Annotated in this window: 12 protein-coding genes; 9 read left to right on the top strand and 3 right to left on the bottom strand. The window is 72.4% G+C overall.

Going from position 1 to position 11,620, the window contains the following annotated elements:
- Positions 1–127 precede the first annotated feature (127 nt).
- Complete coding sequence (gene pflB, locus AMIR_RS12110) at positions 128–2,380, top strand: formate C-acetyltransferase (RefSeq protein ID WP_041837669.1); 2,253 nt, start codon at positions 128–130, stop codon at positions 2,378–2,380.
- Between the two features lie 79 nt (positions 2,381–2,459).
- Positions 2,460–3,305: a pyruvate formate-lyase-activating protein gene (gene pflA / locus AMIR_RS12105; protein ID WP_015801246.1), complete on the top strand. Its 846-nt coding sequence runs from the start codon at positions 2,460–2,462 to the stop codon at positions 3,303–3,305.
- Between the two features lie 121 nt (positions 3,306–3,426).
- Here pflA and AMIR_RS12100 read toward each other — a convergent pair whose 3' ends face one another.
- Both AMIR_RS12100 and AMIR_RS12095 read right to left on the bottom strand, forming a co-directional pair.
- The gene (locus AMIR_RS12100; protein ID WP_015801245.1) at positions 3,427–4,260 is read right to left on the bottom strand and encodes a universal stress protein; all 834 of its coding nucleotides are present in this window, start codon (positions 4,258–4,260) and stop codon (positions 3,427–3,429) included.
- A 93-nt stretch (positions 4,261–4,353) separates the two neighbouring features.
- A complete protein-coding gene (locus AMIR_RS12095) occupies positions 4,354–4,941 on the bottom strand; it encodes an Rv1733c family protein (protein ID WP_015801244.1) in 588 nt (195 codons plus the stop codon).
- 177 nt (positions 4,942–5,118) lie between these two features.
- Between AMIR_RS12095 and AMIR_RS12090 the strand changes: the two genes are divergently transcribed.
- The gene (locus tag AMIR_RS12090) at positions 5,119–6,096 is read left to right on the top strand and encodes an Acg family FMN-binding oxidoreductase (RefSeq protein WP_015801243.1); all 978 of its coding nucleotides are present in this window, start codon (positions 5,119–5,121) and stop codon (positions 6,094–6,096) included.
- A gap of 381 nt (positions 6,097–6,477) precedes the next feature.
- Here AMIR_RS12090 and AMIR_RS43195 read toward each other — a convergent pair whose 3' ends face one another.
- Complete coding sequence (locus AMIR_RS43195; RefSeq protein ID WP_015801242.1) at positions 6,478–7,038, bottom strand: Rv1733c family protein; 561 nt, start codon at positions 7,036–7,038, stop codon at positions 6,478–6,480.
- Between the two features lie 209 nt (positions 7,039–7,247).
- Between AMIR_RS43195 and AMIR_RS42690 the strand changes: the two genes are divergently transcribed.
- From AMIR_RS42690 to AMIR_RS40135, 6 genes are all read left to right on the top strand, one after another.
- Positions 7,248–7,964, top strand: a complete 717-nt coding sequence (locus tag AMIR_RS42690; RefSeq protein ID WP_015801241.1) for a hypothetical protein — start codon at positions 7,248–7,250, stop codon at positions 7,962–7,964.
- A gap of 71 nt (positions 7,965–8,035) precedes the next feature.
- Positions 8,036–8,479 carry a hypothetical protein gene (locus tag AMIR_RS12080; protein ID WP_118946015.1) on the top strand — a complete coding sequence of 148 codons (444 nt, stop codon included), beginning with the start codon at positions 8,036–8,038 and terminating at the stop codon, positions 8,477–8,479.
- A 29-nt stretch (positions 8,480–8,508) separates the two neighbouring features.
- Complete coding sequence (locus AMIR_RS12075) at positions 8,509–9,540, top strand: sensor histidine kinase (RefSeq protein WP_015801239.1); 1,032 nt, start codon at positions 8,509–8,511, stop codon at positions 9,538–9,540.
- Positions 9,530–10,195, top strand: coding sequence for a response regulator transcription factor (locus AMIR_RS12070; protein WP_015801238.1), 666 nt, complete (start codon positions 9,530–9,532; stop codon positions 10,193–10,195). Before AMIR_RS12075 ends, AMIR_RS12070 begins: the two co-directional genes overlap by 11 nt.
- A gap of 34 nt (positions 10,196–10,229) precedes the next feature.
- Positions 10,230–10,928, top strand: coding sequence for an ABC transporter ATP-binding protein (locus tag AMIR_RS12065; RefSeq protein WP_015801237.1), 699 nt, complete (start codon positions 10,230–10,232; stop codon positions 10,926–10,928).
- Positions 10,925–11,614, top strand: coding sequence for a hypothetical protein (locus AMIR_RS40135; RefSeq protein ID WP_015801236.1), 690 nt, complete (start codon positions 10,925–10,927; stop codon positions 11,612–11,614). Before AMIR_RS12065 ends, AMIR_RS40135 begins: the two co-directional genes overlap by 4 nt.
- Positions 11,615–11,620: the final 6 nt, after the last annotated feature.

Genomic DNA, 11,620 nt, shown 5'->3' with positions numbered 1-11,620 from the left:
CGGCTGAGCGCCTTGGCCGAGTAAATGCGGACCACTGGTCCCGGCCCGCGCGGGCCCTCCGACCCTGTGTCCGCCGACCCCCTGGCGGAACGATTCAGGTGGGCACGGAGCTAAGGGGTGCATGATCATGACGGCGGTCTCCGCAGGACTCGGACTCGACGCCTGGAGCGGCTTCAAGGGCGGCGCTTGGCGCGACTCGATCGACGTCCGCGGGTTCATCCAGGACAACTACGCGCCGCACCTGGGCGACTCGGCCTTCCTGAGCGGGCCGACCGAGCGCACCACCGGGCTGTGGCGGGACCTGTCCGGCCTGTTCGCCGAGGAGCGCAGGCGCGGCGTCCTGGACGTGGACCAGCACACGCCGTCCACCATCACCTCGCACCGGCCCGGCTACCTGGACAAGGCGCAGGAGCTGATCGTCGGGCTGCAGACGGACGCGCCGCTCAAGCGGGCGATCATGCCCAACGGCGGGCTGCGGATGGTGGAGAGCAGCCTGGCCGCGTACGGCTACGAGCTGCCCGCGTCGGTGCGCGAGGTGTTCACCAAGTACCGCAAGACCCACAACGACGGCGTGTTCGACGCGTACACCCCGGCGGTCATGCGCGCGCGCCGCGCGGGCGTGATCACGGGCCTGCCGGACGCCTACGGGCGCGGCCGGATCATCGGCGACTACCGGCGGGTCGCGCTGTACGGCGTGGACCGGCTGGTGCAGGTCAAGAAGGACGAGCGGGCCGCGCTCAACGAGGTGCCGTCCAGCGAGGACGTGATCCGCGAGCGCGAGGAGATCGCCGAGCAGATCCGGGCGCTGGGCGAGCTGAAGGAGATGGCCGCCTCGTACGGCGGCGACGTCTCCCGGCCCGCGACGACGGCGCGCGAGGCCGTGCAGTGGGTGTACTTCGGCTACCTGGCGGCGGTGAAGGAGCAGAACGGCGCGGCCATGTCGCTTGGCCGGGTGTCGACGTTCCTGGACGTGTACTTCGAGCGGGACCTCGCGGCGGGAACGCTGACCGAGGAGGGCGCGCAGGAGCTCGTCGACGACCTGGTGATCAAGCTGCGGATCGTGCGCTTCCTGCGCACCCCCGCCTACGACCAGCTGTTCTCGGGCGACCCGACGTGGGTGACCGAGTCGATCGGCGGCGTGGGCGAGGACGGGCGCCCGCTCGTGACCAAGTCCAGCTTCCGGTTCCTGCAGACCCTGTACAACCTCGGGCCCGCGCCGGAGCCGAACCTGACGGTGCTGTGGTCGCCCGCGCTGCCCGAGGGGTTCAAGCGGTACTGCGCGCGGGTGTCGGTGGACACCAGCTCGATCCAGTACGAGAACGACGAGCTGATCCGGCCGCAGTTCGGCGACGACGCGGCGATCGCCTGCTGCGTGTCCCCGATGCGGGTCGGCAAGCAGATGCAGCTGTTCGGCGCGCGGGCCAACCTGGCGAAGGCGCTGCTGTACGCGATCAACGGCGGCCGGGACGAGGTGACCGGCGAGCAGATCGGGCCGGAGTTCCCGGCGATCACCGGTGACGTGCTGGAGATCGGCGAGGTGCGGGCCGCGTTCGACAAGATGTCGGACTGGCTGGCGCGGACCTACGTGGACGCGCTGAACGTCATCCACTACATGCACGACAAGTACGCGTACGAGCGCATCGAGATGGCGCTGCACGACAGCCCGGTGCAGCGGATGCTCGGCTGCGGCATCGCGGGGCTGTCGGTGGCGGCGGACAGCCTGTCGGCCATCGAGCACGCGGTGGTGCGGGTGGTCCGGGACGAGACCGGGCTGGCGGTGGACTACGAGATCGAGGGCGACTTCCCGAGGTACGGCAACAACGACGACCGGGCGGACTCGATCGCGGCCGGGCTGGTGCGGGACTTCATGGAGAAGGTGCGCAGGTACCCGGCGCACCGGGGGGCGCTGCACACCCAGTCGGTGCTGACGATCACCTCGAACGTGGTGTACGGCAGGCACACCGGGAACACGCCGGACGGTCGGCGGGCCGGGGAGCCGTTCGCGCCCGGCGCGAACCCCATGAACGGCAGGGACAAGCGCGGGCTCGTCGCGGCGGCGCTGTCGGTGTCGAAGCTGCCCTACGAGGACGCGCTGGACGGGATCTCGCTGACCGCGACGATCACGCCGAACGGGTTGGGGCGCGACGCCGAGGAGCGCACCGGGAACTTGGTGGGCGTGCTGGACGCCTACACGGACGCGGGCGGGTACCACCTCAACGCGAACGTGCTGCACCGCGAGACGCTGCTGGACGCCATGGAGCACCCGGAGAACTACCCGCAGCTGACGATCCGGGTGTCGGGGTACGCGGTGAACTTCGTGCGGTTGACCAAGGAGCAGCAGCAGGACGTGGTCAACCGGACCTTCCACGGCGGGCTGTGACCCGGTCATGACAACCACCCTGCCGATGCCAACAGCCACAGCCACAGCCACACCTACGCCGATAGCGGGGGCGACTCCGATGACGAGCACGCTGATCGGCCCGACCACGACGGGTTCGGTGCACCCGATGACGACAGGCGCGATGCAGCCCAGGGATGGGCAGGTCAGGGGCGGGCAGCCCAGGGGTGGGCAGGTCAAGCCGATCAGCGGCACGGTCCACTCGTGGGACCTGGCCACGGCGGTCGACGGGCCAGGGACGCGGTTCGTGGTGTTCACCAGCGGGTGCCCGCTGCGGTGCCTGTACTGCCAGAACCCCGAGACGTGGAAGATGCGCGACGGGACGGTGGTGACGGCCGAGGAGATCATGGCCGAGGCCGAGCCGTACCGGCGGTTCATCCAGGTCGCGGGTGGCGGGTTCACGGTGAGCGGCGGGGAGCCGCTGCTCCAGCCGGTGTTCACCGGGGAGCTGTTCCGGCGGGCCAAGGAGTGGGGGATGCACACCGCCCTGGACACCTCCGGGTACCTGGGGATGCGGGCGTCGGACGAGCTGCTGGCGGACGTGGACCTGGTGCTGCTGGACGTGAAGTCCTGGTTCCCTGGGACCTATCGGCGGGTGACCGGTGGTGAGGTGGCGCCGACGCTGGACTTCGCGCGGCGGTTGGCGGACCTGGGCAAGGCGGTGTGGGTGCGGTTCGTGCTCGTGCCAGGGCACACGGACGCGGAGGACAACGTGGCCGGGGTCGCGGACTTCGCGGCCTCGCTGGGGAACGTGGAGCGGGTGGACGTGCTCCCGTTCCACAAGCTCGGGGAGAGCAAGTACCAGGAGTTGGGGATCAAGTTCCCGCTGGCGGGGACGCCCACGCCCACTCCGGCGCTGGTGGCTCGGGTTCGGGAGCAGTTCGCGGAGCGTGGGCTCGTGGTGTGAGGGGCTGAGGAGGGTGTGAGGGGCTGAGGAGGGGCTGAGGGGCTGAGGAGGGGGAAGCGGGGGTGCGTGGGCACCCCCGCTTTTTGTGTTCTGTTGTGGTGGAGGGGAAGGGTTTTGCGCTTCAGCGGGCGAGGGTGGGCACGGTTGGGGCTTTGAGGGGGACGAGCATGACGGGGCAGGGGGTGCGGTGGAGGAGGGCCTGGCTGGTGGAGGCGTGCAGCCAGCCCGCGAGGGTGCCTCGGCCTCGGCTGCCCACCACCAGGAGGGACGCTCCGCGGGCCCACTCGCGCAGGGTGTGGGCGGGGTGGTCCCCGCGGACGACCAGGTCGACCTGGACGTCGGGGTGCCTGCGGCGCCAGGGGTCGACGGTGCGGGCGAGGTGGGCGCTGTGGTCCGCGGTGGCTTGGTCGTCGGGTGCGGAGAGGAGGTGCGGGCGGGTGGTGCTCACGACGACGAGGCGGTTGCCGCGGGCTTGTTCGAAGGCCCTGGCCAGGGCGGCGGTGTCGTCGACGGAGCGGATTCCGCAGACCACGGGGCCGGGTTTCGGGTCGTGGTCGGGGACCACCACCACGGGGCAGGAGGAGCGGGCGCCCACGGCCACGGCTGTGGAGCCCAGGAGGAGGGAGGCGAGGGTGCCCGTGCCGCGTGAGCCGAGGACGACGAGGTCGGCGCGTTCGGACTCGGCGGTGAGGAGCGGGGCGGCGAGGGCGATCTGGGCGCGGTACTGGACGGCCACTCCCCCGGCTTGGCCCGCTGCCTCGTCGAGCCAGAGGAGGGCTTGCTTGTGCATCTCCTGCCTGGTCCGGTCGTCGAGACCGGGGATTCCTTGGGGCAGCGGCATCTCCGCGTGAGCGAGGCGGAGCGGGACGTCACGCGCCCTCGCCTCCGACGCCGCCCAGCGAACCGCGCGCAACGCCGTCCTGCTGCCGTCCACGCCGACCACGACCGTGCTCACCGCGTCGCTCCTCGGGTACCGGGGTGATTGTTGTCGGGGTGCGATGGTTGGTCGGGGGGCTGGGTTTTCCAGTCGTTCGCGGTGACGCAAGCCTCACGCACGGCTGGTCCAGACCGGTTCGACGCGGGCCCACTCGCGTTCCAGGTCGGTGGCGCGCAAGCGGTTCAGGAGCGCGCGGAGCACCATGCAGGACAGGACGATCGCGCCGGCGAAGGCGGCCCACAGGCCGAGTGCGACGGTGACGCCTGCGATCAGAGCGCCGTCGGATTGGGGTGGGGGTGGGACCAGGCCGCCCAGGCCGTCCACCCAGATTTCGACCTCGGCGCCCGCCGGGCTGCCGTTCGGGGCTCCGACCAGGCCGGTGCGGGTGGCGCCTGCGGGAGTGGTCCACCCCGCGCGGGCCTCGACGTTCTCGAAGCCGGTGATGCCCGCGACGACCGGCGCGTCCTCGGTGAGGGTGGCGGTCACGGGGTGCTTCTCGGCGACGTCGGTGGCGATGAAGTCCGCGCGCATCGAGTGCACCTCGGAACCGATCGCGGCGGCGACGGGGAGAGCCAGCAGCACGAGCAGCACGGCGATCGCGATCACCACGCGTTCGAGCAGGTCACCTGGGCGCGCCAGCGAATTGCGGCCACCGGCGGCGGTGTCCTCGTGGACCTCCCGCTCCGAACCCTCGTCCATCAGACTCGGCCTCCCCACGCAGCTCTCTCCAGTGCACCACCAGCGTCGTTCCTCGCGGGCGCGCGGCACAGGGCCGTTGGTGCCCGGCCCGGAAGGGACCTCCGCCCCTGTGTGGGGGTGCGTCCGAATGCCAGCGTCGAAAGTGGGGATCTGGAGGGGATGTGGAGGTGGGGCGCGATGAACCGGGGCCAACCCGACGCGGCGACAGTGCGAGCCGCGGTGACCTTGGCCTGCCGCGCGCCGTCGGTGCACAACACGCAGCCGTGGCGGTGGCGGGTGGGCGCGCGCAGCGTGCAGCTGCACGCCGACACCGGACGGCGGCTGCCCGGCGTCGACCCCGACGGCGCCGACCTGCTGCTCAGCTGCGGGGCCGCGCTGCACCACCTGCGGGTGGCGCTGGCGGCCGTCGGCTGGCGGGCGCTGGTGCGCAGGATGCCCAGCCCGGACGACCCGCAGCACCTGGCGACGGTGGAGTTCGCGCGGCACGTGCCGACGGCTGCGGAGATCAGGATGGCGACGGCGCTGCGGAGGCGGCGGACCGATCGGCGGGACTACTCGAACTGGGCGGCGCCTGAGGCGGCGTTGGAGCGGTTGGAGCGGATCGCGGAGGCGGAGGGGGTGGTGGCTCGGGTCGCCGGGCCCGCCCACCTTGTGCCCGCGATCTCGGTGGCGGCGGCGGTGCAGGCGGCGGATCCGGTGTACCGGGTGGAGTTGCGGAACTGGACGGGACGGGGTGGCGGGAGTCCGGACGGGGTTCCTGCGGCCAGCGTGCCTGCGGCCGGGTCCGGGCGGGGGGTGGTGCGGATGCGGGAGTTCCCGGTTGGGGAGCTGGCGCAGCCACCTGGGGCTGGGGCTGAGCGGGATGAAGCGGCGTTGCTGGTGCTGGGGACGATTCGGGATGACCCGCTTGGGCGCCTGCGGTCGGGTGAGGCGATGAGTGCGGTGTTGTTGGCGGCCACGGCGGCGGGGATGGCCACCTGCCCGCTGACGCAGCCGTTGGAGGTTGACGAGGCCCGGTATGAGGTGGGGCGGGCGGTGTTCGGGGGGGATGTGGTTCCGCAGGTGGTGTTGCGGTTGGGGTGGGTGTTGCCTGGGGCCGCGGTTTTGCCGTTGACGCCCCGGAGGGGGGTGGAGGAGGTGGTTGATCCGTTGTGAGGGGGAAAGCAAGAGCTGAAGAGCCAAGGGCAAGAGCTGAAGGGCACGCCTCGCCGGCGGGGCAGACCTCCAAAAAAGAGGGGACACGGGCTCTGCCGGCCGGTGGCGCTTCCGCTGGTGGTCCGGTTTACCCCTGCGGTGGGCGGGGTCCCTCTTCTCCGTGTGGCCTCCTTTCAGGCAAGCACAGGCGTCAAGACGCCGTTTGACTCGGGCGGTCTTCCGGGCGGTGCGGCGGCGTCTTGACACCTGCGCTCGGGCTTCGCCAGGCCACACGGAGAAGAGGGACGCGGGAGTGGGCGGCTGCGGGCTCGCTGCGCTCGCCCCGCAGCCCGCGAGTGCGGGCGGCTTGCGAGTGTGGGGGCTTGGCTGGTGTGGCGGTTGTCAGTTGGCTCGCCAGGAGGGTTCTACCAGGGCCCATTCGCGTTCCCAGGCGCGTAGGTGTGCCCTGCGTACTGCGATGTGGGCGGTTGCTCCGCAGCCTGTGGCCGTTGCTACTAGGGCCAGCCAGGTTCCCAGGCCTGCTCCCGCTGCGCCTAGCAGGGCTTCGCCGCTGGTCAGGGGTTTGGGGGTTGGGGTTCCCTCGGGGTTCAGCCAGATGGGGACTGGGGTGCCTGCGGTGAGGTCGTTCGCGGCTTCCACCGTTCCGGTTCTGAGGGTGCCGTCCTGGGTTTGCCAGGTTGCGGGGACCTGGGTGCGTTCGGCGCCTGCGCCGATGGTGGACGCGTCCGAGTGCGGGGAGTCGGTCAGGAGGACGGCTTGGGCTGGGGTTGTGGTGGACGTCTGGTGGTCTGACAGGTCGGACAGGTGGGTGTGGGTTCTGGTGCCCACCGCGCCCGCCACGGGCATTCCGATCGCGGCCACCACCCAGACCAGGCCGAACAGGGCGCCCACCAGCCTGTCCCCCGCCCTGGCCAGTGGGTTGGGGCCGGGCAGGAGTCTCATCGGTACCTCCGGGTGCGTGGTGCGACGCGCCGGGGACGGGGCGCGGGTCGCGTCTTCCAGGGTCCTGCTTTCAGGGCTGGCGCGCTGTCCTGCGAACGGGCGGTCCTCAGTGGCCGGGCGCGACCGGCCCGGTCCAACGAGGACTTTCGGCGGTGTGCGGGTCCGGCCCATCGCCGGATAGTGGTTGAACGGAACGGAGGTGGCGCGCGATGACCGGAGCGCTGGGACTGGCGGGGCGCGACGTGGCGGACGTGCTGACCGCTGCGGCTGCGGCGGGCGGTCGTTCGTGCAGGTTCCGCCTGACGGCCGACCGGATCGAGCTGCACGCGGAGAGCGACCGGCTCGACGCGCGGCTCGCGGTGGGATCGGCGCTGCTGGTGTTGCGGCTGGCGCTGCAGGAGCGCGGGGTGCGGGCGCTGGTGACGTTGCGGCCACCGGACGTGCCCGGCGCGCTGGCGGTGGTGCGGCTGGGCGGGACCAGGGAACCGGACGAGGAGACGCAGCGGTTGCTCGGGGCCGCCGGCGCGGCCGAGGTCGAGCCGCTGGCGGGGATTCCGGTGCCGGTGGCGCGCAGGCAGGCGCTGCAGCGGGCCGCCCAGCGGGAGCGGGCCTGGTTGCAGGCGGTCGACAAGGAGGAGATGGCCTGGTTGGGCGTCGCGGACGCGCCGCTGGTGGCGGTGCTGTGCACGTTCACGGACGGGCCCGAGGCGGAGGTGCAGGCGGGGCAGGCGTTGCACCGGGTGCAGTTGGCCGGGGCCTGTCTGGGGCTGACGGTGCGGCGGGCCCCTTGCGGGCCGCAGAAGTTGCGGCGGGCGCTGGGGGGCGCGGTGGTTCCGCAGGTGGTGCTGCGGATCGGGTCCCGGCCGTTGGGCGGAGCGGAGCTGGCCGCGGTGGAGCTTCCCCCGCAGCGGATGGCATCCGGCTGAGCGGGGCGGTTGGGCTGGTTGGGGGCGTTCGGCCAGGGGTGGTGGCGGGGCGGGCGGATTACACTGGGCGGGTGGCAGTAGCGGAGCCGCTTTCGGCTGATGAGCAGCAGGACGTGCTGGACGACATCACGACGATGGTGCTGCCCACGCTCCCCCGCGGGTGGGTGCAGCTGGTGGTGCGGGCCTCGGTCATCGGGCGGCACAGCGAGGCCAGCGCCGGGGTGCTGATGCCGGACCGGACCACGGTGCGGTGGGACTTCCCGCCCGACGTGTGGGAGCTGTTCCAGTTGCTGCGCAAGGGGATGCACGTGGAAGGGCTGGGGTCCTGGGTGGGGTTCTCCTACGTGCTGGACCCGCCGCACGAGTGGTCGATCAGCTACAACCGGGACGAGGCGCCCGTGTTCCAGGTCGCGCCCACCGGGTTGGACTACGCCACCGAGAACCGGTGGTTCCCCAGGGACCCGGAGACCGCGCCCGCGTGGTTCCGGGTCGGGTTGGCGCGCGCCAGGGGGTGATTCCTCTCCCGGCGTCGTAGGGTCGGCTGGTGCTGGCTGACGTGGGGGTCGCGGCGCTGTGCGTCGTGGTGTTCTGGTTGCCGCCGGGTGAGCCCGTTGTGGTGCACGTGGTGCTCGTGGTGGCGCTGGGGATCGGGGTGCTGCTGCGGGGGCGGGCGCCGGTGGTGGGGGTCGTGGTCGTCTCGGTGGTGACCGGGGCGGGGTGGGTCGTCGGGGTTGGGCACGACCCGTTCTTGGCTGCGGCCTGGGTGCTCCACCCCGTCGCGGTGCGGTACGGGGGGTCCTCCCGGCGGGTCGGGGTGGTGCTGGGCGGGGTGCTCGCGGTGCTGCTGGTGACCGGGTCCGAGGAACCTGGGGTGGTGTTGCGGCAGGTGATGGTGTCCCTGCTGGCGCTTGCGGCCTCCTGGCAGCTGGGGACCTCGGTCCGGCGGGAGCGGGGTGAGGCTGCGCGGGCTGCTCGGGCCGAGGGTGAGCGGGCCGTGGTGGCCGAGCGGTTGCGGGTGGTGCGGGAGGTGCACGACGTCGTGTCGCACTCGTTGGGGGCCATCGCGTTGACGTCCGGGGTCGCGGTGCACCTGGGGGATGCCGAGGCGTTGCGGCGTGGGCTGGTCGAGGTGGAGCGGACCAGCAAGCGGGCCATGGGTGAGCTGCGGGTGGCGCTGGGCGGGGTTCGGGAGAGCGGGCCGCAGCCGGGGATCGGGGACCTCGGGGTGTTGGTGCGGGACAGTCCCGTCGAGGCCGACCTGGTGGTGGACGGGGAGTTCGGGGCCGAGGTGCCCGCCGCGGTTGGGCTTGCGGTGTACCGGGTGGTGCAGGAAGGGCTGACCAACGTGGGCAAGCACGCGGTGGGGGCGCGGTGCTCGGTTCGGGTGGCGCGGGTGGGCGGGGGTGTGGAGGTCAGCGTGGTCGACGGGGGTGGGGCGGCTGTGGGTGGCGGGGAACCGGGGTTCGGGTTGGCGGGGGTGCGGGAGCGGGTGGAACTGCTCGGTGGGGTGTTCAGCGCGGGGGTGCTGGCGGGTGGGGGGTTCGGGGTTCGGGCGGTGATCCCCGGTGGGTGGTGAGCGGATCAGGGTTCTTGTCGTCGAGGATCAGGAGGTGGCTCGGGAGGCGTTGTGCGCGTTGATCGGGGGGACGGCCGATCTGGTGCTGGTGGGGCGGGCCCGTGACGGGCGGGAGGCTGTGGACGCTGCGGTTCGGTTGCGGCCGGACGTGGTGCTGATGGACATCCGGATGCCTGTGGTGGACGGGGTTGAGGCGACTCGGCTCGTGCTGGCCAGGGTTCCCGCGGCTCGGGTGGTGGTGCTGACGACGTTCGACTGTGACGAGTACGTGGATCGGGCGTTGCGGGCCGGGGCTTGCGGGTTCGTGTTGAAGAGCGCGCCCGTGGTGGACGTGGTGCGGGCGGTTCGGGCGGCGCACGTGGGGGACTCGGTGTTGTCGCCTGAGGTCGCGCGGCGGGTCGTGGCCGGGTACGCGGCTCGGCCAGGGGGGCCTACGCCGTTCGACGTGCTGGGGGTGCGGGAGCGGGAGGTCGCGGCCGGGGTGGCGCGGGGGTTGTCGAACGAGGAGGTCGCGGCCGAGCTGTCCTTGAGCCTGGCCACGGTGAAGACGTACCTGAGCCGGGTGTTCGACAAGGTCGGGGTTCGGGATCGGACGCAGCTGGTGGTGCTGGCGTACCGGACGGGGTTCGCGGGAGGGGAGTCGACTTTCGGTTGATGACCTGGGCGGGTGGGGGCCGCAGGGTTGTCGTGTGATCGAGGTTGAGGGGTTGTGCAAGCGGCGCGGCGGGCGGTTCGTCGTGCGGGAGCTCGGGTTTCGGGTTGGGGCTGGGCGGGTGACCGCCTTCCTGGGGCCCAACGGGGCCGGGAAGTCGACGACGTTGCGGGTGCTGCTCGGGTTGGACCGGGCGGATTCGGGGCGGGCGTTGGTGCGCGGGGTGCCCTATGCGCGGTTGCGGTGGCCGTTGCGGGTGGTCGGGGCGGTGCTGGAGGACGGGGCGCACCCGGCTCGCAGCGGGCGCGGGCACCTGGGGTGGGTGGCGCGCAGCAACGGGATCGCGCTGTCGCGGGTTTCGGAAGTGCTTGGGGTGGCTGGGCTTTCCGACTTCGGCGGGGTTCGGGTTGGGGCTTACTCGTTGGGGATGCGGCGGCGGTTGGCCGTTGCCTGCGCGCTGTTGGGTGAGCCCGAGGTGCTGGTGCTGGACGAGCCGCTGAACGGGCTCGATCCCGAGGGGATCAGGTGGTTGCGGCGGGTGGTGCGGGAGTTCGCCGACTCGGGTGGGGCGGTGCTGTTGTCCAGCCACCTGGTCGCGGAGGCCGAGGCTGTGGCGGATGACGTCGTGGTGGTGGACCGGGGGCGGTTGGTCGCCTCCGGGACGGTCGCGGAGGTCGTGGGGGCGCGGGGGAGCTTGGAAGAGGCGTTCTTCGCGCTGACCGGGGGTGCGGCGTGATCCGGGCGGTGGTGGGCGCGGAGGCGTGGAAGTTGGTGACGCTGCGGGCTTTCCCGGTGGCGTTCGGGGTCGGGGTGCTGGTGCCGCTGGCGCTGCTGCTGATCAACCGGGCCGCTGGCGGGGAGGGGGTGCTGGCGTTCGCCGGGTTGCCGGGTGGGGCGGTGGGGGCCGTGGTGCTCGGGGTGGTGGTGATCAGCGGCGAGTACGGGAACGGGCAGATCACCACCACGCTCGCGGCGGTTCCCCGGCGGTGGGTGTTGTTGCTGGGCAAGGCTTTTGTCGTGGTGGTGGCGGTGGGGGTGCTGGCCGCGGTCGCGGTGGGCGTGGTGGTGGGCGTTGAGGGGAGTTGGGGGGCGGACGGGGTGCTCGGGCGGGCGCTCGGGACGGTCGTGTACTGGGTGTTGACGGCGTTGATGGCGTTCGCGGTGGCCGTGGCGGCGCGCAGCGGGCTGGTGCCGGTGGTGGTGTTCGCCGTCAACGGGACGGTGGTGTCGGCCAGCTACCTGCTGCTGCGGGTCACGCCGCTCGCGATGTACCTGCCGGACGTGGCGGGGGTGCGGATGTTCGCGGGGGCGGACTTCCACGGGGAGGCGCTGCCGCCGGTGACCGGCGGGCTGGTCATGGCGGGGTGGGCCGCCGCCGCGGTGGTGGCGGCCGGGGTCGTGTTCGCGCGGCGGGACGCGTGACGGGGG

Origin of the sequence: Actinosynnema mirum DSM 43827 (assembly GCF_000023245.1) — a bacterium.
Lineage (GTDB): Bacteria > Actinomycetota > Actinomycetes > Mycobacteriales > Pseudonocardiaceae > Actinosynnema > Actinosynnema mirum.
The sequence above is the reverse complement of the archived record's forward strand: the minus strand, read 5'-3'. Positions and strand labels throughout refer to the sequence as shown.